20 protein-coding genes are annotated in these 21,350 nt (G+C 72.5%); 13 read left to right on the top strand and 7 right to left on the bottom strand.

Annotated elements, in window-relative coordinates; all coding sequences use genetic code 11:
- Positions 1-253: 253 nt before the first annotated feature.
- Together ACGFYU_RS37065 and ACGFYU_RS37060 are read left to right on the top strand one after the other, a co-directional pair.
- A complete protein-coding gene (locus ACGFYU_RS37065) occupies positions 254-988 on the top strand; it encodes an enoyl-CoA hydratase family protein (RefSeq protein WP_393831711.1) in 735 nt (244 codons plus the stop codon).
- Positions 976-1,575, top strand: a complete 600-nt coding sequence (locus ACGFYU_RS37060) for a TetR/AcrR family transcriptional regulator (RefSeq protein WP_393831710.1) — start codon at positions 976-978, stop codon at positions 1,573-1,575. Before ACGFYU_RS37065 ends, ACGFYU_RS37060 begins: the two co-directional genes overlap by 13 nt.
- A gap of 68 nt (positions 1,576-1,643) precedes the next feature.
- Here ACGFYU_RS37060 and ACGFYU_RS37055 read toward each other — a convergent pair whose 3' ends face one another.
- A complete protein-coding gene (locus tag ACGFYU_RS37055; protein WP_393831709.1) occupies positions 1,644-2,750 on the bottom strand; it encodes a citrate synthase 2 in 1,107 nt (368 codons plus the stop codon).
- Positions 2,751-2,950: 200 nt separating this feature from the next.
- Here ACGFYU_RS37055 and pdxH point away from each other — a divergent pair, with 200 nt between their 5' ends.
- Both pdxH and ACGFYU_RS37045 read left to right on the top strand, forming a co-directional pair.
- Positions 2,951-3,613, top strand: coding sequence for a pyridoxamine 5'-phosphate oxidase (pdxH, locus tag ACGFYU_RS37050; RefSeq protein ID WP_393831708.1), 663 nt, complete (start codon positions 2,951-2,953; stop codon positions 3,611-3,613).
- Positions 3,614-4,072: 459 nt separating this feature from the next.
- The gene (locus tag ACGFYU_RS37045) at positions 4,073-5,377 is read left to right on the top strand and encodes a PAS domain-containing protein (RefSeq protein ID WP_393831707.1); all 1,305 of its coding nucleotides are present in this window, start codon (positions 4,073-4,075) and stop codon (positions 5,375-5,377) included.
- Between the two features lie 26 nt (positions 5,378-5,403).
- Here the strand turns inward: ACGFYU_RS37045 and ACGFYU_RS37040 are convergent, their stop codons facing one another.
- The gene (locus ACGFYU_RS37040; protein WP_393831706.1) at positions 5,404-6,159 is read right to left on the bottom strand and encodes an SIS domain-containing protein; all 756 of its coding nucleotides are present in this window, start codon (positions 6,157-6,159) and stop codon (positions 5,404-5,406) included.
- Positions 6,160-6,370: 211 nt separating this feature from the next.
- Here ACGFYU_RS37040 and ACGFYU_RS37035 point away from each other — a divergent pair, with 211 nt between their 5' ends.
- Entirely contained in the window at positions 6,371-7,063 is a 693-nt protein-coding gene (locus ACGFYU_RS37035) for a metal-dependent transcriptional regulator (protein ID WP_393831705.1), read from the top strand.
- A 393-nt stretch (positions 7,064-7,456) separates the two neighbouring features.
- A complete protein-coding gene (locus tag ACGFYU_RS37030) occupies positions 7,457-8,371 on the top strand; it encodes an alpha/beta fold hydrolase (RefSeq protein WP_393831704.1) in 915 nt (304 codons plus the stop codon).
- Positions 8,372-8,387: 16 nt separating this feature from the next.
- Here the strand turns inward: ACGFYU_RS37030 and ACGFYU_RS37025 are convergent, their stop codons facing one another.
- Positions 8,388-8,525, bottom strand: coding sequence for a hypothetical protein (locus tag ACGFYU_RS37025; protein WP_393831703.1), 138 nt, complete (start codon positions 8,523-8,525; stop codon positions 8,388-8,390).
- A 505-nt stretch (positions 8,526-9,030) separates the two neighbouring features.
- Between ACGFYU_RS37025 and ACGFYU_RS37020 the strand changes: the two genes are divergently transcribed.
- Positions 9,031-9,552: a hypothetical protein gene (locus ACGFYU_RS37020; RefSeq protein WP_393831702.1), complete on the top strand. Its 522-nt coding sequence runs from the start codon at positions 9,031-9,033 to the stop codon at positions 9,550-9,552.
- Positions 9,553-9,660: 108 nt separating this feature from the next.
- Here the strand turns inward: ACGFYU_RS37020 and ACGFYU_RS37015 are convergent, their stop codons facing one another.
- From ACGFYU_RS37015 to ACGFYU_RS37005, 3 genes are all read right to left on the bottom strand, one after another.
- Positions 9,661-11,307, bottom strand: coding sequence for a transporter (locus tag ACGFYU_RS37015; RefSeq protein ID WP_393831701.1), 1,647 nt, complete (start codon positions 11,305-11,307; stop codon positions 9,661-9,663).
- The gene (locus ACGFYU_RS37010; protein ID WP_393831700.1) at positions 11,304-12,146 is read right to left on the bottom strand and encodes an ABC transporter ATP-binding protein; all 843 of its coding nucleotides are present in this window, start codon (positions 12,144-12,146) and stop codon (positions 11,304-11,306) included. Before ACGFYU_RS37010 ends, ACGFYU_RS37015 begins: the two co-directional genes overlap by 4 nt.
- 155 nt (positions 12,147-12,301) lie before the next feature.
- On the bottom strand, positions 12,302-12,988 hold the full coding sequence (locus tag ACGFYU_RS37005; RefSeq protein WP_393831699.1) for a bifunctional DNA primase/polymerase: 687 nt from the start codon (positions 12,986-12,988) through the stop codon (positions 12,302-12,304).
- Between the two features lie 214 nt (positions 12,989-13,202).
- Between ACGFYU_RS37005 and ACGFYU_RS37000 the strand changes: the two genes are divergently transcribed.
- The 4 genes from ACGFYU_RS37000 (at position 13,203) to ACGFYU_RS36985 (ending at position 18,203) form a co-directional block, all read left to right on the top strand.
- Entirely contained in the window at positions 13,203-14,588 is a 1,386-nt protein-coding gene (locus ACGFYU_RS37000; protein ID WP_393831698.1) for a transcriptional regulator, read from the top strand.
- 198 nt (positions 14,589-14,786) lie between these two features.
- Positions 14,787-16,427, top strand: a complete 1,641-nt coding sequence (locus ACGFYU_RS36995) for a hypothetical protein (RefSeq protein WP_393831697.1) — start codon at positions 14,787-14,789, stop codon at positions 16,425-16,427.
- Positions 16,428-16,476: 49 nt separating this feature from the next.
- On the top strand, positions 16,477-17,883 hold the full coding sequence (locus ACGFYU_RS36990; RefSeq protein WP_393831696.1) for a hypothetical protein: 1,407 nt from the start codon (positions 16,477-16,479) through the stop codon (positions 17,881-17,883).
- Positions 17,880-18,203 (top strand): hypothetical protein, encoded by a 324-nt coding sequence (locus tag ACGFYU_RS36985; protein WP_393831695.1) that lies wholly within the window; start codon positions 17,880-17,882, stop codon positions 18,201-18,203. The genes ACGFYU_RS36990 and ACGFYU_RS36985 overlap by 4 nt, the downstream gene beginning before the upstream one ends.
- On the opposite strand, the gene ACGFYU_RS36980 is transcribed toward ACGFYU_RS36985, so the two are convergent.
- Complete coding sequence (locus tag ACGFYU_RS36980; protein WP_393831694.1) at positions 18,200-19,474, bottom strand: ABC transporter substrate-binding protein; 1,275 nt, start codon at positions 19,472-19,474, stop codon at positions 18,200-18,202. The genes ACGFYU_RS36985 and ACGFYU_RS36980 overlap by 4 nt on opposite strands.
- Before the next feature lie 208 nt (positions 19,475-19,682).
- Here ACGFYU_RS36980 and ACGFYU_RS36975 point away from each other — a divergent pair, with 208 nt between their 5' ends.
- Together ACGFYU_RS36975 and purU are read left to right on the top strand one after the other, a co-directional pair.
- Positions 19,683-20,129, top strand: a complete 447-nt coding sequence (locus tag ACGFYU_RS36975; RefSeq protein ID WP_393831712.1) for a hypothetical protein — start codon at positions 19,683-19,685, stop codon at positions 20,127-20,129.
- 14 nt (positions 20,130-20,143) lie between these two features.
- Positions 20,144-21,028 carry a formyltetrahydrofolate deformylase gene (purU, locus tag ACGFYU_RS36970; RefSeq protein ID WP_393831693.1) on the top strand — a complete coding sequence of 295 codons (885 nt, stop codon included), beginning with the start codon at positions 20,144-20,146 and terminating at the stop codon, positions 21,026-21,028.
- Positions 21,029-21,350 lie beyond the last annotated feature (322 nt).

Genomic DNA, 21,350 nt, shown 5'->3' with positions numbered 1-21,350 from the left:
GCCCCTGGCCCGGGAACGGCCCCTGGCCCGGGAACGGCCCCTGGCCCGGGAACGGCCCCTGGCCCGGGAACGGCCCCTGGCCCGGGAACGGCCCCTGGCCCGGGAACGGCCCCTGGCCCGGGAACGGCCCCCGGCCCGGGAACGGCCCCCGGCCCGGGAACAGCCCCCCGCCCGGGAGGCCCGCCAAGCCCCGCGCAGCGGGTACCGCATAGCCTCCCTCAGGAGGCCCCGCCCACCCCCCTCCGGAGGAGACATGCCCCCCGTCGTGCACGCCGCCAAGGCGACCGGCATTCACACGCTCACCCTCGACTCCCCGGCCAACCGCAACGCCCTCTCCACCGCCCTGGTCGCAGCCCTCCGCGAGTCCCTCGCCGACGCCGCCGACCCCGCGGTCCGGGCCGTCGTCCTCACCCACACCGGCACCACCTTCTGCGCCGGCGCCGACCTCAAGTCCCCCTGCGACCCCGCCGACTTTCTCGCCCTGCTCCGCGAGATCGCCGAGCTGCCCAAGCCGGTCGTCGCCCGCGTCACCGGACACGTCCGGGCCGGAGGCCTGGGCCTGCTCGGCGTCTGCGACATCGCCGCCGCCGGGCCGCAGTCCTCGTACGCCTTCACCGAGACCCACCTCGGCCTCGCCCCCGCGGTGATCTCCATGCCGCTACTCCCGCGCCTCGACCCCCGCGCCGCCTCCCGCTACTTCCTCACCGCCGAGCGCTTCGACGCCGCAGAAGCCACCCGCATCGGCCTGCTCACCCTCCACGCGGAGGACGTGGACACGGCACTGGCGCCCGTCCTCGCCGGACTCCGCGCCGCCTCCCCCCGGGGCCTGGCGGCCACGAAGGCACTGACCTCCGCCGCCGTACGCGAGGCCCTGGCCCACGACGGGGCCCGCCTCACCGAGCTGTCCGCAGGACTCTTCGCGTCCGCCGAGGCCCGCGAAGGCATCACCGCCCGCTTCGAACGCCGGGAGCCTTCATGGGCACTGTGACCGACCCCCGCCACCCCAAGCAGGCCCGCAGCCGCGTCACCCGCCGCCACCTCCTGGAGGCAGCCGTCTCCTGCCTGGCCGAACACGGCTGGGCCGGCTCCACCGTCGCCGTCGTCGCCGAACGGGCCGGAGTGTCCCGGGGCGCGGCCCAGCACCACTTCCCCACCCGCGAGGACCTCTTCACCGCCGCCGTCGAGTACGTGGCCGAGGAGCGTTCCACGGCCCTGCGCGACCTCTTCCAGGCCGGCCCGGCCGCCCGCCCCGCCGCCGTGGAAGCGCTGGTGGACCTGTACACGGGCACCCTCTTCCGGGCCGCCCTCCAGCTCTGGGTCGCCGCCTCCAACGAGGAGCAGCTGCGCCCCCGCGTCTCCGAGCTGGAGGCCCGGGTCGGCCGCGAGACCCACCGCATCGCCGTCGAACTGCTGGGCGCCGACGAGTCCGTGCCCGGCGTACGGGAGACCGTGCAGGGCCTCCTGGACATGGCCCGCGGCCTGGGCCTGGCCAACGTACTGACCGACGACACGGCCCGCCGCGCCCGCGTGGTCGCCCAGTGGTCCCGCATCATCGAGGCCACCCTGACCTCCTGAACGCGACAGGGCGCCGCACCCCCGAACCGGAAGGGGACACGGCGCCCAGGCCACTGCGAGCGGCAGGATCAGGCGGTGGAGGCGATGTCCGCGTACCCCTCGATCTCCTGGGGGTTGCGGCGCCCCGGCCCGATGTAGCGGGCCGACGGCCGCACCAGGCGGCCCGTGCGCTTCTGCTCCAGGATGTGCGCCGACCAGCCGGCGGTACGGGCGCAGCTGAACATCGAGGTGAACATGTGCGCCGGGACCTCCGCGAAGTCCAGCATGATCGCGGCCCAGAACTCCACGTTCGTGGCCAGCACCCGGTCGGGGCGGCGCGCGTGCAGCTCCTCCAGCGCGGCCTTCTCCAGCGCGGCGGCGACCTCGTAGCGCGGCGCGTCCAGCTCCTTGGCCGTGCGCCGCAGCACCCGGGCGCGCGGGTCCTCGGCACGGTAGACGCGGTGCCCGAAGCCCATCAGCCGCTCGCCCTTGTCCAGGGCCTTCTTCACGTACGCCACGGCGTCGCCGGTGCGCTCGATCTCCTCGATCATGCCGAGCACGCGGGACGGCGCCCCGCCGTGCAGCGGCCCGGACATCGCGCCGACGGCACCCGACAGCGCCGCGGCGACGTCCGCGCCGGTGGAGGCGATCACCCGCGCGGTGAAGGTGGAGGCGTTCATGCCGTGCTCGGCGGCCGAGGTCCAGTACGCGTCGACGGCCTTGACGTGCTTCGGGTCCGGCTCGCCGCGCCAGCGGATCATGAACCGCTCGACGACGGACTCGGCCTTGTCGATCTCCTTCTGCGGCACCATCGGCAGGCCCTGCCCGCGGGCGGACTGGGCGACGTAGGACAGCGCCATGACGGCCGCGCGCGCCAGGTCGTCGCGGGCGGTCTGGACGTCGATGTCGAGCAGCGGTTTCAGACCCCACACGGGGGCGAGCATGGCGAGCGCGGACTGCACGTCGACGCGGATGTCACCGGAGTGGACCGGGATGGGGAAGGGCTCGGCGGCCGGCAGACCGGGGTTGAAGGCACCGTCGACCAGCAGACCCCAGACGTTCCCGAAGGAGACGTGCCCGACGAGGTCTTCGATGTCGACCCCGCGATAGCGCAGCGCACCGCCTTCCTTGTCGGGTTCGGCGATCTCCGTCTCGAACGCGACGACCCCTTCGAGCCCGGGTACGAAGTCGGACATCAGGCGGCTCCTCAAATAGTGCGAACACGCGCGGCTCCCGGCGTGATTCGCGGTCCGGCGCGGTCATCCCCGTTGATGCCCGGGACGGCCGATGGTCACCCGTGTGGGGACCCTCGGACCGGCCCCAAGATTTTGTCCGTTCCCGATGGACTGCGGAAGCGTGACATACGGCACACCCCCGGCGGTGTTCCTGCGGCAGGATGGCCCGCGTGACCGACCAGGACCTTGATCCCGCCACCATGCGCAAGCAGTACCGCTCGCAGATCGTCGAGGAGGAGAGTCTCGCCGAGGACCCGATGCGGCAGTTCGCCGCGTGGTTCCAGCAGGCCGCCGACGCGCACGTCTTTGAACCGAACGCGATGGTCGTCTCGACGGCGACCCCCGACGGCCGCCCCAGCTCCCGCACGGTGCTGCTGAAGCAGTACGACGAGCGCGGCTTCGTCTTCTTCACGAACTACGCGTCCCGCAAGGGCCGCGAACTCGACCTGAACCCGCACATCGCGCTCCTCTTCCCCTGGCACCCGATCGCCCGCCAGGTCATCGTCACCGGTACGGCGACCCGGATCGGCCGCGACGAGACGGCGGCGTACTTCCGCTCCCGCCCGCACGGCTCGCAGCTGGGCGCCTGGGCGAGCGAGCAGTCCAGCGTGATCGGCTCGCGCGCGGAGCTGGACCGCCGCTACGCAGAGCTCGCCGACCGCTACCCGGAGGGCGAACAGGTCCCCGTCCCGCCGCGGTGGGGCGGCTTCCGGGTCACCCCGGACGAGGTGGAGTTCTGGCAGGGCCACGAGAACCGCCTCCACGACCGCCTGCGGTACGTCCTGGACGGGGAGAAGTGGCGCATCGAGCGCCTCTGCCCGTAGCCGTGGGGCGCTGACCGGTCGGGCCCCGCCGCCCCGAGCGGGAGCCGGCCGGTCGGGCCCCTCGGGTCCCGGCCCGTCCCCCGCCTCCCCGAGTGGGAGCGGAAAACGCAGACGACCCGCGAGCTCGGGTCTCTCCCCTGCAGTGGGAGAGGCCGGCCGGACGTACCGGCGAGCCCGCGGGTCGGGTGACTGCTGTGGATTGGCGCCAGGCGATCCGCCGGGCACCGCACTGGGTGCGTGCGACGACGGGCGCTTAGCCCGCAGCCACCTCACGCGTCCGGTTTCCGTACATTTCGGGAACCACCTCCCTTCTCGTGTACGGCAGAGCCTAGGCACCCGCCCCCACCGGCACAACCGTTTATTTCGCGTGCCAATCCGCGGAAAGCGGTGTGGGCTGCGTCACGTTCCAGTTGAATGATCTGACGTGCCGCACACGCGAACACCTGCAGGGGGTGCCAGGTGAGTGCTTTCGGACGTGAGACCGCCGACGATCTGCTCGCAGCGCTGCTGGACGGGATGGACGCCGCCCTGTGCGCGTTCGACTCCGACGGTGTGATCACCCACTGGAACCGCGAGGCCGAGCGGATCCTGGGCTGGTCCGCGGCCGAGGCCGTGGGGCGCAAGGGGTTCGAGGGGTGGGCGGTGCGGGCCGCCGACGCGCAGGACGTGCAGGACAGACTCATGGCCGCCCAGGCCGTGCCCGGGCGGCAGGTGCACGAGTTCGCGCTGCTGACCAAGGACGGCGGGCGCGTCCTCGTACGGACCCAGTCCGCCGGGGTGCCGGGCGCCGACGGGAAGCCCGCCGGGGTGTACTGCGCCTTCAGCGAGGTGCACGCCCAGATCGACCTGGAGCGGTCCATCGCACTGAGCGAGGCCCTGCTGGACGACGCCTCCTGGGGCGTGGTCCTCGTCGACGTGGACCTGCGCCCGGCCGTCGTCAACGCGCACGCCGCCCGGGCCTTCGGCTCGGGCCGCACCGCCCTGCTCGGCCGCCCGCTCGGGGAGCTGCTGACCCAGGGCGTGGAGGAGCTGGAGGGCGCCCTCCAGCACGTGCTCGCGGAGGGGGCCCCGCCCGCGCCCGTCGAGCTGTGGGTGTCGGTGCGTACGGCCGAAGGGGTGCGGCGCCGGTGCTGGCGGTGCGGCTTCCTGCGGCTGGCCTCGCCGCTCGCGGAGGAGCCGGTGCCGCTCGGGGTGGGCTGGCTGTTCCAGGACGTCACCGAGGCCCGGCAGGCCCAGCTGGACACCGCGCAGCTGCGCTTCCGCGCGCACCAGCTGCACCGCGCGGGGCGGGCCGCCGCCGAGTGCGAGGACCCGGCCGAGGCGGCCGCCGTACGCCTGGAGTACGCCCTGGCCGGCTTCGCCGAGCACGCCCTGCTGGACATCCTGGACCCCTCGGCCGGCCCCGAGCGGCGCAGGCTCGTACGGTCGGCCGTCTCGCCCCCGGCGCTGCCCGGGCCCGGCGCGATCCCCGTACGGTACGAGGCCGGGCATCCGGCGCTGCAGGCGCTGGACCGGATCGGCTCGGTGCGGACCAGCGCCCCGCGCGGGCAGGCCGACGGGGAATGGGCGCGGGCCCGCCAGTGGCCCGAGGGCGCGGCGCACGTGCTGTGCACGGTGCTGCGCAGCCGGGGGCGGACCGTGGGGGCGCTGACCTTCGTACGCGGTCCCTCGCGGGCGGCCTTCGAGCGGGCGGACGCGGAGTACGCGGAGGAGGTCGCGGCCCGGGTGGCGGCCGATCTGGACCTGGCGGGCCACGCCCCGTAGCGACCCACGGCGTACGCCGTCCGGCGTCAGTGGCGGAAGAAGATCCGGTCCCCGTACTCCTGCATGACGCGGCCGTTCCACTCGTGGCCGCCGTCGACGTTGCCCGAGCGCAGGAGCGGGGGCTCGATGCCCCGGTCGACGAGCCCGCCGGCCGCCGCGGCCATGACCGCCTGCATGATCGCGCTGGTCACGACGGTGGAGGCGGGGGCGAAGGGGGCGTCGATGCCGTCGAGGCTGAGCTCGGCGTCGCCGACCGCGATCTTGCTGTCGAGGACCACGTCGCAGTGGTCCTTGAGGAAGGTGCCCGAGACGTGCCGCGACTTGGTCTCCGTCGCGTACGCCACCGAGGTCACGCCGATCACCTTGAGGCCGATCGCGCGGGCGTTCATGGCCATCTCGACCGGCAGGGCGTTGCGCCCGGAGAGGGAGATGATCACGAGGACGTCGCCGTCGGAGGCGGGGCTGCTGTCCAGGACGGCGCCGGCCAGGCCGTCGACCCGTTCCAGGGCGCTGCCCAGCGTCGCGGGCATGACGTCGATGCCGGCCGTGCCCGGAACGGCGAGGAAGTTCATCAGGGCGAGCCCGCCGGCCCGGTAGACCACGTCCTGGGCGGGCAGCGAGGAGTGCCCGGCGCCGAAGGCGAAGAGCCGGTTCCCGGCTGCCACGGCGTCGGCGATGAGGGAGCCGGCCTCGGCGATCCGCGCGGCCTCCTCGTCGCGCACCCGCTCCAGCAGGCCGATGGCCGCGTCGAGGAACTGACCGGCCAGCTTGCTCTCGCTCATACGCCGATGGCCCTTCCAGAGGTGGGGTACGTCCGTGTCCGCCGCTCACCGTGCGGTCTGGACCAAGGGCCTGTCAATACGAACGTCAATCCCGGCCGCGCGATGTCCGGCAGATGTCCGGGACTGGGCTTGACCCTCGGCACGGGACGGTTGTCGGCCCGATGCGTCAGAATTGGGGGCAGGGCCAGCGCACGCAATCCGAGGGGCACGAATGTCCGGACTGATCGATACCACGGAGATGTATCTCCGCACCATCCTCGAGCTGGAAGAGGAAGGCGTGGTCCCCATGCGCGCCCGGATCGCCGAGCGGCTCGACCAGAGCGGTCCGACGGTGAGCCAGACGGTGGCGCGCATGGAGCGGGACGGGCTGGTGTCCGTCGCCACCGACCGTCACCTGGAGCTCACGGAGGAGGGCCGGCGGCTGGCGACGCGCGTCATGCGCAAGCACCGGCTCGCCGAGTGCCTGCTCGTCGACGTCATCGGCCTGGAGTGGGAGCAGGTGCACGCCGAGGCCTGCCGCTGGGAGCACGTGATGAGCGAGGCGGTGGAGCGGCGCGTGCTGGAACTGCTGCGCCACCCGACCGAGTCTCCGTACGGCAACCCGATCCCGGGGCTGGAGGAGCTGGGCGAGAAGGCCGAGGCGGACCCCTTCCTGGCGGACGGCATGATCAGCCTGTCCGAGCTGGACCCGGGCAGCGAGGGCAAGACCGTGGTCGTGCGCAGGATCGGGGAGCCGATCCAGACGGACGCGCAGCTCATGTACACGCTGCGCCGCGCGGGCGTGCAGCCCGGTTCGGTGGTGAGCGTGACGGAGTCCCCGGGCGGGGTGCTCGTCGGCTCCGGCGGGGAGGCCGCCGAGCTGGAGGCGGAGATCGCCTCGCATGTGTTCGTGGCCAAGCGCTGACTGCCGACGCGAGTCGTTGACGGGAAGCCGTTGACGCGGAACCGCTGACGCGGGCGGGCGTTGACACAGGCGTTGATGCATCTGCGGACGTGTTGACGCGGATTTCGCCCGCGAGGCCACCCGTACGGCTCAGGATGTGGATGTGGGCGGTCCCGGCGCCTCGCGGCGCCGGGACCGGTCCTCCCCTGGCTGACCTGGAGCCCCGAGCTCTCAAGGTCATCCCCTTCGGACCGTCTTCCCCGAGCGGCCCGCCTCCCTGTTGAAAGGATCTCCATCGGCAGCGGCGCCCAATCCTTGAGCAAGGTCACTCGAAAGAGCGGTGTTGGCGGCAGAACGCCCGTTTTCGAATACGTGTTCGATAGTCTGGCCGGGAGTGAAGGGGGTGCATCCTCGGTGGTACAGCGCATCGATGTGACGGCGGCCGACGGCGTGCGTCTGGCCGCCTGGGAGTTCCTCGAACCGGCGGCCGAGCCGGCCGGCGGCCCCGCGGCGGGCCGAGCGGGCTCCGGTCAGGACACCCGCCCCGCCGTGCTGTTACTCCACGGGCTGATGGGCCGCGCCTTCCACTGGGCCGGCACCGCCCGCTGGCTCGGCGAGCACCGCCGAGTCGTGGCCCTGGACCAGCGCGGCCACGGCCAGAGCGACCGCCCGCCCGCCGACCGGGACATCCCGTCCGCCCTCGGCCGCGAGGCCTTCGTCGCCGACGCGGAGACCGTCATCGAGCAGCTCGGCCTGGCCCCTGTGACCCTGATCGGCCACTCCATGGGCGCCCTCACCGCCTGGCAGCTCGCCGCCCGCCGCCCGGACCTCGTCGAAGCCCTCGTCATCTGCGACATGCGCGCCTCCGCCCTCGGCGAAGCCTCGCAGCAGGAGTGGGAGGACTGGTTCCGCCGCTGGCCGCTGCCCTTCCCCACCCAGGACGCCGCCCGCCGCTGGTTCGGCGAGGACGACCCCCGGGTGGAGCGCCCCGACCCCGGCCGCGGCGCCTTCTTCGCCGAGGTCATGCACGAGGCCCCGGACGGCTGGCGCCCCCTCTTCTCCCGCCGCCAGATGCTGACGGCCCGCGAGACCTGGGTCCACGACGCCCACTGGGAGGAGCTGGCCCAGGTCCGCTGCCCGACGCTCGTGGTCCGCGGCCTGGACGGCGAGTTGGGCCGCGCCGAAGCCCAGGAGATGGTCCGCGTCCTCCCGGCCGGCCAGTACGCCGAGATCCCGGACGCGGGCCACTACCTCCACTACGACCACCCCACGGCCTGGCGCGAGGCCCTGGAGCCCTTCCTGGACGGCATCAAGGCAGCACAGATCTGAGCCGCCCGGCGGCAGTTCAGGCCTCGATGCGCACCCAGCTGTCACCGGCGCGCAACCACAGCACGCCATCACGTCCCTGCCCGCACCGCATGACGACCCGGCCGGGGAGGCGGACCCGCTCCTCGCCGGTGACCACGCACCCGTCGCCGACCAACAGGAGCCCTCCCCATCGGGGCGGGTTCGACCGGCCACGAGGAGGAACCGGGACTCCGGCAGCAGGGCCAGGTGACCGGGCCGCATGCCGATGCCGCCGACCGGTGTACGCCGCTCGCCCCGACCGGACACGATGAGCAACTCGGCGTCGAACGGCTGCTGTACGCGCCAACCGATCCAGCCCCTCGGGTACTTCCCGCGGCTCAGGTACCGCTCCTGGACCAGCATCACGGCGAGCGCGCCGTCGGGCCCCCGCGCTCCACCACAACGCACGCCACCCCGCCCGCGCATCCGCGGGGGCCAGGCTCCACGCGACAGGAAGTTCGCCAACGGCCAGGGGCATTCACCTTGATGACTCCGGGGGACTGCGCCACCCGAAGATCACCACGCTACACGGGAGGCGGGACCGGTGTCAGCGGGCTGTCAGCGGGGTCTCCGGGGTCTGTCAGGAGGCGCTGTCACTGTGACGACGTCACCAGGCAGAACCCCAGGAAAGAGGGACCACGATGAACGGCTACACCGCGGCACTGCAGATCCTGATCGCGCTCGCCTTCCTGAGCATCCCGCTCGTCCGCAGCCGCTACGGCGGGCGCGCGCAGGCCGCCGTCGAGGCCGAGCTGGCCCGGCAGGGCGTGCGGACCACGGTCATGGCCGAGAACGGGATGCGGGTCGACGCCGGTGGTCACGAGACCTGGGCGCCGGTCGGCATAGCCACGGCCCTGCTGGTCCCCGCCGCGTTCACCCTCGCCGGGAGCCCGGTCGCCGAGACCCTCTCCTGGATCATCCAGCCGCTCGTCGTCCTCGTGAACTGCGTGATCCTCTACTCGAACCTGACCGCCGTGCCGTCCGTGACCGCCGCCTTCGCGAAGAGCGGTGACGCCGAACTGCAGCGCATCGACGTCAGGTCCATGCTCGCCGCCGCCGAGACCGGCTTCCCCCGCTGGGTCATGCCCTACCTCCAGAACCTCCGGCACGTCGTCGTCTTCGCCGGATCGATCGCTGTACTCGCGGTTCTCATAGCCGGCTGAACCGGCCGCACCGGCCGCACCACCCCGAGCAGAAACCGCAGCCCTCCCAGGGAGTCATGACTCCTCTGGGAGGGCGGTTCTGTCGGTCCGACGACCGGCCGGGCTCCCTCAGCCCTTGCTCACCGCCAGCAGGATCTCCGGCAGCTTCCGGGCCACCGTCGGGGCCGCGAGGCGCAGGCCCGCCCAGGCCGCTAGCATGCCCCAGGCCACGCCCAGCGGGAGCAGCAGCCAGGAGATGCCCTGGTGGTCGGCCACGGCCAGCCAGATCGCCAGCGCGATCATCGGGGCGCAGATCACCGCCGACGTCAGCATGCCGCCGAAGATGCCCGCCCAGGCCAGCCCGCCCTGCCCCGGGGCGACGTTCTTGAAGGCGCCGTCCGTCGGGATGGAGTACGGGAAGCGGGCCGAGGCCAGCGCCCCCGTGCAGAGCATCGAGCCGAGCAGGGCCAGCGCCAGGCCCAAGGCCGCGGGCAGCCCGGTCCAGTTGCCGACGAGCGCGGCCGTGACCACCGTGACGAGCACCGTGTACGGGACGGTCACCAGGGCCAGCGCGGCGGCCCGGGCGCGCAGCTCCACGTACGCGTCGCGCGGGCCCGAAATGGTCTGCGCGACCATCCAGAACGCCGACGTGTCCTGCCCGAACTGGTTGTACATCTGCACGCCGAGCATGCCGGTGCCGAAACAGGCGAGGTAGAGGGAGCCCGTCCCCTGGAGGGCGTTGAAGACCGGGATGATCAGCCCGATCGCCAGCGCCGTCACCCAGGCGGACTTCGTCTTCGGGTCGCGGACCACGTAGCGCAGGGTGCGCTGCATGGCGGCCCCGGTCCGCCCGCCCGGCAGCAGCGACCAGAAGCCTCCCGCGCCGCGGTCCTTGGCCGGCTTCGCGGCCGCGAGGGTCGAACCGTCCGGTGTGACCATCAGCTTGGTCAGGCTGCGCTCCCAGAACCAGAGCAGCAGGACCAGCGCCCCGACCGTGAGGGCGAGCTGCGCCGCCGCCACCCCGTACGCGCCCTCGCTCGCCGAGTCCACCATGCCGACGGCCGTCGCCGGCGGCAGCCACCGCACCACCGCCTCGGCCGGCTCCAGCTGGGACAGCCCGCCCGCCTGGAACAGGCGCTGGCTGGCGAAGTTGGCCACCTGCGCGCCCACCGCGATCAGCAGACCGCTGAGCAGCGCCAGGTCACGCCCCTTGCGGCTGGTCAGCAGCCGCACGTTGGCCGTGGCCACCGCCCGGGCCAGGGCCACGCAGCCGAGCAGCAGCAGCGGTACGGCCACCACCGCGGCCGCCACCCCCGCGCCGCCCCGCGCGACCGCCAGCACCGAGCCGACGGCCAGGCACAGCGTGAACAGCGGCCCGATGCCGACCAGCGAGGAGGCCAGCAGGGCCCGTACGAGCGGACGCGGGCGCAGCGGCAGCATGACCAGCCGGCTCGGGTCGAGGGTCTCGTCCCCGGCGGGGAAGAACAGCGGCATGACGCTCCAGCCGAGCGCCAGGATCGCCGCCAGCAGCACGACGACGGTGCCCGCGTGGGCGTGGCCGTGCAGCATGGCCAGGCCGAGCGTGACGAAGAAGCCGACGACGAGGGCGAAGGCCAGCGTCGTGAACCAGACCACCTTGCGCTTCGAGGAGCCCTTCAGCCCGTTGCGCATCAGCGACAGCTTGAGGCGGACGAAGATCGCGGTCAGGGAGGCGGGGGCGGCGGCCCTGACGGTCGCGCTCGCCGTGCCTCCGCTCACGGTCGCGTTCGCGGTCATCGGGAGGCCGTCCCGGAGCCGCCGCCGAGCCATTCCAGGGAGTCCCCGGCCGCGTCGCGCCCGTGCGCGCCGACCAGTTCGAGGAAGGCGGCCTGCAGGGAGGGCGCGTAGCCCCGTACGTCGGCCAGCGGGCCCGCGGCGCGGATCCGGCCGGCGGCCATGACGGCCACCCAGTCGCACAGCGACTCGACGAGCTCCATCACGTGGGAGGAGAAGACGACGGTGGCACCGGACGCGGTGTAACGTTCCAGCACCCCGCGGATGGTCTGCGCCGACACCGGGTCCACACCCTCGAACGGCTCGTCCAGGAACAGCACTTCGGGATTGTGCAGCAGGGCCGCGGCCAGACCGATCTTCTTCCGCATGCCCGTCGAGTAGTCCACGACCAGCTTGTGCTGCGAACCCGCCAGGTCCAGCACGTCCAGCAGCTGCGTCGCCCGCTTGTCGGTCTCCTCGCCCGGAAGCCCCCGCAACCGGCCCATGTAGCCGAGCAGTTCGCGCCCCGACAGCCGCTCGAAGAGCCGCAGCCCCTCCGGCAGCACGCCGATCCGCGACTTCACCTCCGCCGGGTCCGCCCACACGTCGTGCCCGGCGACGACCACCCGCCCCATGTCCGGGCGCAGCAGCCCGGTCACCATCGACAGCGTCGTCGTCTTGCCCGCCCCGTTCGGGCCGACCAGACCGATGAACTTGCCCGCGGGCAGCTCCAGATCGATCCCGCCGACGGCCACCTGCTCGCCGAAGCGCTTCCACAGACCTTCCACCCGTACGGCGGACGGCGCGGATCGCGCGCCACCCGTCCCGTACGTCCCGCCCGTCGCATCACCCTGGTCCGGCATGCGCCTGCCTCTCGTCACGTCCCCGTTGGTCGTTCTCTCCTCACGATAGGAGGAGGGGGAGAGGCCCGAGCAGTTACTTATGTCATGAGTTTCCGGTCAGTAATGTCCCGGGAACACCCCAGGTCGGGGGCCCGCATCCGCCGCGTGGTCAGTGGTCAGCCCTGGCGCCGCTTGCGCTCCGCCGCCGCCTCGCTGCCGCACGCGTACGCCAGCGCGTCGATGAGCTCCTCCGTGTCCGGCAGCCACCGGTTCGCCGGCGTGGGCCGCCGCGCCCACTGCACCGCGCCCCGGCCGCCGAAGCGGGTGGGCGGAGCGGCCACGTACTCGCCCTCGCCGCGCGCCGTCAGGTCGATCGCGGACGGGGACCAGCCGAGCTTGCGCACCAGGTCCGGCACCTTCGCCCCGGCGCCCGGCAGTACGAAGAACAGCATCCGGTGGTCGGGCGTGAGGGTGACCGGCCCGATCGTGCGCTCCATCCGCTCCAGCCGCGCCAGCGCCAGGAACCCGGCGGCGTCCGGCACGTCCAGCGCGTCGAAGGTCCGGCCCGTCGGCATCAGGATCGAGGCCTCCGGCCGCTTCCCCCAGATCCGGCGGACCTGCACCGCGCTGCCGGTCGCCTGCGCCGCCCAGTCCTTCACCGCCGGGTGCGCCCCCGGGGCCACGCAGTCCTCCGCCCCGCAGGAGCACAGCTCCCGCCCGTCCCCGGGCTCCAGCCAGGTACCGGCGAAGACGTCCCAGTGCCGTTCTTCCGCGTACCGCACGGCATGGTCCAGCAGCAGTTCGCCGCGCTGCTTGGGGATGGGTGCGGTCTCCGTGACTCCGATGGTCTCTTCCACGCCCATCACAACTCCACGGGTCACCTGGGGTTACGGGCGTAAACCAGCCGGTGGGCGGAGCATCGATCCTGCACACGGGGCGCATCGGAGCACGCACGGGGGCGCGTGGGAGGTCGGGGCGCTGGAGTTGGGTAGCGACACGACGCAGAGCGGAAGATTCTCCGCACATCAGGCGGGAAGTGATCATTCCAACGATCACCCGCGGCCTCAGGGGGTTTTCATGGCAGCCAGGCCTCTCGTCGCCCGCCAGCCGAACGAACGGCTGCAGGCGCTCATCCAGGAAGCCGGGTGCTCCAACGCCGGGCTCGCCCGGCGCGTCAACATGTGCGGCGCGGAACACGGTCTCGACCTCCGCTACGACAAGACCTCCGTGGCCCGCTGGCTGCGCGGGCAGCAGCCGCGCGGCCGGGCCCCCGGCATCATCGCCGAGGCGCTCGGGCGCAAACTCGGCCGGACCGTCACCATCGACGAGATCGGCATGGCCAACGGCAAGAACCTCGCCTCCGGCGTCGGCCTCCAGTTCTCCCCGACCGTCGTCGGTGCCATCGAGCAGGTCAGCGAGCTGTGGCGCAGCGACGTCGGCCGCCGCGACTTCCTCGCCGGATCGAGCGTGGCCGCCTCCGCGCTCGTCGAGCCGAGCCGCGACTGGCTGATCACCGGGGCGGACCCGCAGGTGGCGCGCAGCGGCGGCTCGCGCGTCGGCATGTCCGACGTCGAGGCCGTGCGCGCCACGACCGAGGCGCTCAAGGAGCTCGACCACCGCTTCGGCAGCGGGCACGTACGTCCGGTGGTCGTGCACTACCTCAACTCGGTCGTGTCCGGGCTGATCGGCGGCTCGTACCGGGAACCGGTCGGCCGGGCCCTGTTCGCGGCGGTGGCCCGGCTCACGGAACTCGCCGGCTACATGGCGGTGGACACCGGCCAGCCGGGCCTGGCGCAGCGCTACTACATCCAGGCGCTACGGCTGGCCCAGGCGGCCGGCGACCGCTCGTACGGCGGCTACGTCCTGGCGGCGTCCATGAGCCACCTCGCCGCCGAACTGGGCAACCCGCGGGAGATCGCGCAGCTGGCCCGGGCCGCCCAGGAGGGCACCCGCGGGCAGGTCACCCCGCGGGTGGAGGCCATGTTCTACGCCGCCGAGGCGCGCGGGCACGCCCTGCTCGGGGACGCCAGGGCCACGGCGGTGCTGTCGGGGCGGGCGGTGACGGCCCTCGAACGGGCGGAGCCGGAGTCGGGCGACGACCCGGTGTGGATCCGCCACTTCGACCAGGCCTACCTCGCCGACGAGCTGGCCCACTGCCACCGGGACCTGGGCCAGGCGGACGCGGCGGCGAGGCGGGCGGAGGAGGCGCTGCGGGGCCTCCCGCCGGGCAAGGCCCGCCGCCGGGCGATCGGCCTGCTGCTGCTGGCGGCGGCGCAGGTCCAGCAACGCGAGGTGGAACAGGCCTGCCAGACGGCCACCCGGGCCGCGGACCTCCTGGAGGGCCTCCGCTCGAACCGCGGCGCGGAATACCTGGAGGACTTCCGCACCCGCCTGGACCCGTACCGCGAGGAAGCCGCGGTCCGCGAGTTCGGCGCCCGCCTGGAGATCCGGGTCGCCGGCTGATGGCTCCGCCGTTCGCTGAGCTTGGCCATCGGCAGCACGAACGAGTGAACGGGCGGCGTTGTGGGCGCGCACCGTCGACGGAATCGCCATTCTGGCCGGAGGCGGACAGAACTACTGTGCGGGTTGGTGAGAAGGCGCGTGGCACGCCGTGGAGGTACGCGGAGGCGCGAGCTGCGTGTGCCGGCTGGTCCGTTCACCGTGTCGGCTCCGACCGGTGCACGTATTCGGGATCGTCTGCGCCTGTCCGCCCGGGATGCCGAGGTCTTCCGGGGCGTCGGCGGACATCTGGGCCGGTACGCCCGGTCTGATCTGGCTGAGCGGGTGCGGATCGGGATGGTGCCGGCTAAGGACAATCGGCGGGCAGAGCGCAAACGGGCGCTGACCCGGGTGTCGTCGTCTCGGTGGGCGGGGGCGATCACCCGCGCGTCGGAGGATCAGTACCAGCTCTCGCTGCGGTGTCTGTTCGATGAGCGGGCGTCGTTGCGCCGGGCCATCGCCAAGATCGGGAAGCGTTTGGCGGTACCGTGCGGGCGGTGTGTGGGCGGTGTCCGTGGATATCGGAACGGGGCCGAACGTGCCCAGAAGCAGTGCCGGTTACAGGTGCTGACCGCGCGCCTCGCTGAGGTGGAACGGCGTATCAAGGCCGGGCACCCGGCGATGGTTGTCGGTGGCCGGAGACTGGCGAAGATACGGCACCGCCTTGCGGATGCCCAGATCACCGAGGCCGGGTGGCGGGAGCGGTGGGATGCGGCCCGTATGTTCCTGACCGCCGACGGTGAGTCCGGCGCACCCTTCGGGAACTACACGATCACCGTGAACCCGGCCGACGGCTCGGTCACCCTTGTCCTGCCCGAACCGTTGCGGCACCTGGCGAACGCGCCGCGCGGCCGCTACCGCCTCGACTGCACGGTCACCTTCAACCACCGGCGTGAGGAGTGGCTGGACCGGATCACCGCCAACCGTGCCGTCCGCTACGACATCACCCACGATTCCGTCCGCGACCGCTGGTACCTCGACGCCTCCTGGTCCACCCCCAAGACGGTGCTGCCCACACCCGCCGAGCTGGCCGCCACGGACATCCGGTTGCTGGCCGTGGACCTCAACGCGGACCACTTCGCCGCGTGTGTCGTGGATGCTCACGGCAATCCGGTCGGCGAGCCGGTCACCGTGCCCACCGACCTGAGCGGCCCCGCATCACAGCGCGACGGGCGCCTGCGGGCCACGATCACCGAGCTGATCAACCTGGCCAAGACGAACGGCTGCGCCGGTCTGGCGATCGAGAACCTCGGCTTCGACGACGCCCGGGCCACCGGCCGCGAAACCACGGGACGCGGCAAGCGCGGCAAGACCTTCCGCCGCACCGTCTCCGGACTCCCCACCGCACGCTTCCGGGAACGACTGCGCGGCATGGCCCACCACCGCGGCCTCCTCGTCATCGCGGTCGATCCCGCCTACACCTCCCGCTGGGGAGCCCAGCACTGGAAGATGCCGCTCCAGCGGCAATCGAAGACCGCCGTCGTCACGGGCCACCATGCGGCCGCGGTGGCGATCGGCAGGCGCGCCCTGGGACACGGGCTACGGCGTCGGCCAGGTGTGACCGCACACGACCAGAGGATCGTCGCGCGGAGAGCTACCGGCCAGACCGTCCCCCACCCCAGGACACGCGGGACCACGAGCCCGCCAAGGACCACAGGCACCCCATGCGGGGGCAAGACCTGCGAGAGCCGAAGCGACCAGCTCGCGCTGTTCCCAGTCCCCCAAGACCGTTCGGGGAGACAACCGGGCTGTCCGGTTCACGGTGAATCGGCCGACGTTGGCCGCCAACCGCAGGGACGGTAGCGTGAGCCGACGGTTCCGTAGGTTCGGGCGAGTCGGAGAAGGAGTCCCGGTGACGGAGAACGGACAGGGGGGCGTTCCCCAGCAGGGTGCCCCGTGGGGTCCGGCGTACCCGGAGCAGCCGCCGGCGCAGCCGGGGTATCCGGCCCAGGCCCCGGCCCAGCCGCAGGGGCAGGACGGGCCGGCCTATGGCTACCCCCACGCCTATCCGGCGGAGCCGGGGCACGTGGTGGGGCCCGGGTACGAGGGGCCGGGGCAGCCGCACGGCTACGGCTATCCGCCGCTGCCGGAGGCGGCCACGCAGTACATTCCGCCGGTGCCGGGTGGTCCCGCGGGTCCCGGTGGGGCGGCGAGCCCGTTCGCGGCGGCCGTGCCGGGTGCTTCCGCCGGGCGTGACGAGGCCGCTACGCAGTACATTCCGCCGGTGCCGGGTGGTCCCGCGGGTCCCGGTGGGGCGGCGAGCCCGTTCGTGGCGGCCGTGCCGGGTGCTTCCGCCGGGCATGATGACGCCGCTACGCAGTACATCCCGCCCGTGCCGGCCGCGCCCGGCGGGCGTGACGAGGCCGCGACGCAGTACATCCCGCCCGTGCCGGCCGGGCCCGGTGCCGGCGCGGCCGCCGGGTTCGACGGGTTGTTCCGGGGGGACGACTCCGTCGGGCAGACCCAGCAACTGCCGCCGGTCCAGGAGCCGGTGCTGCGGCAGCCGCCGCCGCGCCCGTATCCGCCGCGTGCGCAGGGCCCCGTACCGCCGCAGCAGCAGATGCACCACCAGCCGCAGTACGCCCCGCCCCCGCCGCCGGAGGCACCCCGCAGGGTGTCGCCCGGGATCATCGTCGCGCTGGTCGTCGGCCTGGCCGTCGTCGGGCTCGGCGTCGGCTCGCTGCTCGGTGACGGCAAGCCGCAGAACAACGATCCGGGCGCGGTGCCCTCCGCCCCCGCCACCAGCGGCGGCTCCGCGGCGCCCGGCGGCGAGGCGCCGGTGGACCCGGGCCGGCCGCAGGCCGTCCAGCTGGACAAGCTCCTCGAGGACAGCAACGACAGCCGGGCCGCGGTGATCAAGGCCGTGGACGACATCAAGAGCTGCAAGAACCTCGACCAGGCGGCCTCCGACCTGCGCGACGCGGCCCGCCAGCGCGAGGAGCTCGTCACCCGTCTCCAGGAGCTGAAGCTGGACCAGCTCCCGGACAACGCGCGGCTGACCGCGGCGCTCACCAAGGCCTGGCAGTCCTCCGCGGCGGCCGACAACAGCTACGCGGCCTGGGCGCAGGACGTGGCCGCCGACCGGGGCGACAAGGGCGACAAGGGCTGCAAGGACGGCAAGGCGAAGAACAGCGACAACGCGGCCGCCGGCAACAAGGCGAGCGGCGAGGCGACGAAGGCCAAGGAGTCGGCCGCGACCCTGTGGAACAACATCGCGAGCAAGTACGGCCTCACCAAGCGGGACAAGTCACAGCTGTGAGCAGCAGGAGGGCTGTCTGGCAGAGGCTGTTCGGCGGCGGTCCGCAGCCGGGGGCGCACCCGGATCCGCAGCCGGAGGCCCAGCCGCTGACCATGGCGCGGATCACCGAGCCTCTGACCCGGAACATGGCCGAGCTGGAGGGGGACTTCAGCGCGGACGGGATCCGCAAGCTCGGGCACCCCGTCCCGATGCTGGTCGGCAACAACGGGTCGGAGCTCCTGGAGCTGTTCCTGGAGCCCGTCGGCCAGGACTACTGGCTGCTGCCCGGCGAGGACGTCGTCGTGACCTCGTACGGGTCCCCGGGCGCGTACGGGACCTAGGCGGCGCGCGGGGCTGCTTCCAGGGTGCTCGTCATGTCCACGGACTGCTCGCCCGGTTGGGCGATGAGGCGGCCGGACTGGACGATCTGGAAGCTGACCCGGCCGTTGACCATGCGGGGGAAGCCGGCGACGGCGCGCATGTCCTGGTAGCGCCAGCTCAGGTCCGGGGTGAGGCCGCCGGTCTTGACGGCCTGCGACTGGTTCAGCGCCCGCGAGACCTTGCGGGCGCTGATGTCCTCGCCCTCCTTGAAGCGCTTCACGACCTCGTTCAGCACCGTGTACGCGATCCAGGTGGTCTGCGTCCCGCTGTCGTCGGGGTCCACGGAGTCGTCGCCGAAGGCGTAGTCGGAGATCACCTTGCGCATCGGCTGCCAGAGCGGGTCGGTGGCCACCGGGTACCAGCTGGTGACGTACGCGCCCTCGAAGGGGCTCTCCCGGCCGCCGGTGCGGTCCACCAGCGCCTGGCTGACACTGCCGAGGACGGAGGAGATCTGCGGCTTCTTGTTCTTGACGTCCTCGCGGCGGAAGGCGTCGAAGAAGGTCTCGGTGCGCTCGCCGAGCACCGCCGTCACGCAGCCCCGCTCCTTGGTGGCGGTCGCGTTGGTGAGGGCCTGGCGGGCCTGCGTCGTGAAGTCGGCGGAGTCCTCGGCGGCGCGGATGTCGGAGGCGTCGGCCATCTGGTTGGCCCGGAGCCCGGAGTTGAGCAGGACCGGCAGCGAGTCGCCCGCGAGGGTGTCCGGGCGGACCAGGGCGACCTGGCTGCAGGCGCGGCCCAGCTGGTGGCCGGCGCCGGCGAGGAGGACGGGCTGGCCGCCGTTGACGGGGTAGGAGAGCGGGGACTGGAACTCCTCGGAGGAGACCCCGTACCCGCCGATGAAGGGGATGCCCTCGGCCTCCAGCGGGGCCATGAAGGCGCGCCCGTGCTGGCTGTAGGAGCCGACGACGGCGACGGCCTTCTCGGCGATGGCCTTGCGGGCGCAGTCGGCGGCGCCGTTGGGGGTGTTCTTCTCGTTGCAGGTCAGGACGCGGAGCTTGTGGCCGTTGATGCCGCCCTTGGAGTTCACCCAGCGCTCGTACGCCTTGGCCATGCCGGGCATTCCGGGCATGTTGGTCGCTTTGGTGTTCTCGGGGGCGAAGGTCATGACGGTGATGGTGTCCCCGGAGCCCCCCGAGCCTCCGGGGAGCACCCCGCATCCGGCGACGAGGCACGCACCCAGGGTCGTGGCCAGGAGGGTGCGGGAGAGGTGTGCTGTGCGTCGCCGATCGGTCATGTCCATGCACCATTCCGCCCCGCGGGTAACGGAGTAGTGAGGTGTACACAACATTCGGTGACGCCAAGGTGAATTGCCGGGGGGAAGCTTCGCCTCCGTTTGTTCACCAGTGCCTGAAGATCGCGCAGAGCGGGAACGTACGATCGAGAGCGTGACATTCGCCCAAGGTTCGAAGAACTCTTCCCGCCGCGGCGGCCGCTCCTCCACCATGGGCGGCATGCCCCTCAATGACATGCCGTGGTGGCGCTGGCGCAGCAACGTGCGCTCGGCGCTGCACATGCTCTCCGATCCGGCCTTCCACGAGGACACCTGGCTGGCCGGCCTCGAAGGCTACGGGGACGTCACCGACGCCGTGTACCGGCTCGTCGAGGACACCTGGCTCGACAGCTGGTCCGCGGAGAAGTACGTCGGCACGATCTTCCGCGACTCCCAGGAGGCGGCCCTCGTCGACCTCGCCGTACTGCGGGTGCTGCGCATCCTCCACCAGGTCGGCCCCGACGCCCCCGTCTCCGCCTACCTGGAGCACCACGCATGGCCCGAGGCCGTCCGCGCCGCACGCGAGGCACACGTACGCCTGGCCACGGCGGACGGCGACGACCCGGACGCCCGGCCGCGGTCGCTGGAAGTGTTGAGGATCCTCACCCGAACCGTGTGAAAAACTTCGGGGTCATGAGCGACCCGCACCCCGAGGCCCAGGCCCAGCAGCAGCCCCAGTACGTCCTGACCATGTCCTGCCCCGACAAGCAGGGCATCGTGCACGCCGTGTCGAGCTACCTCTTCATGACCGGCTGCAACATCGTGGACAGCCAGCAGTTCGGAGACCGGGAGACCGGGCTCTTCTTCATGCGGGTGCACTTCGAGGCCGAGCCCGCGGTGACGGTGGAGAAGCTGCGCGCCAGCTTCGCCGCGATCGGCGACTCGTTCAAGATGGACTGGCAGATCCACCGCTCCGAGGAGCGCATGCGGATCATCCTGATGGTGTCGAAGTTCGGCCACTGCCTCAACGACCTGCTGTTCCGCTCGCGGATCGGGGCCCTGCCGGTCGAGATCGCGGCCGTGGTGTCCAACCACACCGACTTCGCGGAGCTGGTCGGCTCGTACGACATCCCGTTCGTGCACATCCCGGTGACGAAGGACACGAAGGCGGAGGCGGAGGCGGAGCTGCTGGAGCTCGTACGGGCCGAGAACGTCGAGCTGGTGGTGCTCGCGCGGTACATGCAGGTGCTGTCGGACAACCTGTGCAAGGAGCTGAGCGGGCGGATCATCAACATCCACCACTCCTTCCTGCCGAGCTTCAAGGGCGCGAAGCCGTACCACCAGGCGCACGCGCGGGGTGTGAAGCTGATCGGTGCCACGGCGCACTACGTGACGGCGGACCTGGACGAGGGGCCGATCATCGAGCAGGAGGTCGAGCGGGTGGGGCACGAGGTCACCCCCGACCAGCTGGTGGCGATCGGGCGGGACGTGGAGTGCCAGGCGCTGGCCCGCGCGGTGAAGTGGCACAGCGAGCACCGCGTGCTGCTGAACGGCTCCCGCACGGTGGTCTTCGCCTAGGCCCAGGCCTTGGCGGCCGGCGACCCCGTTGTGCCGCTGCCGGCTGAACGTGCCCAGCGAGACTGGCCAGGTGCGGCTCAGGGATCCGGGGCTCCGCCCCGTACCCCGCTCCTCAATCGCCGGAGGGGCTGAGATCGCCTCGCGAGACTGGCCAGGTGCGGGTCAAAGACCGGGGCTCCGCCCCGTACCCCGCTCCTCAATCGCCGGCGAGGCTGAGATTGCCGCCTGGGGTCGGGGACGGGGTGGGGTGTCGGCCGGGACTAAAACGAGATGAATTCGGCGCACGCTCCCGTCCGGCAGAGCCGACCCGGAAAGGGCGCCG

Source organism: Streptomyces sp. NPDC048337 (genome assembly GCF_043201175.1).
In the GTDB taxonomy this organism is placed as follows: Bacteria; Actinomycetota; Actinomycetes; order Streptomycetales; family Streptomycetaceae; genus Streptomyces.
This window is presented reverse-complemented; position numbering and strand designations above follow the sequence as displayed.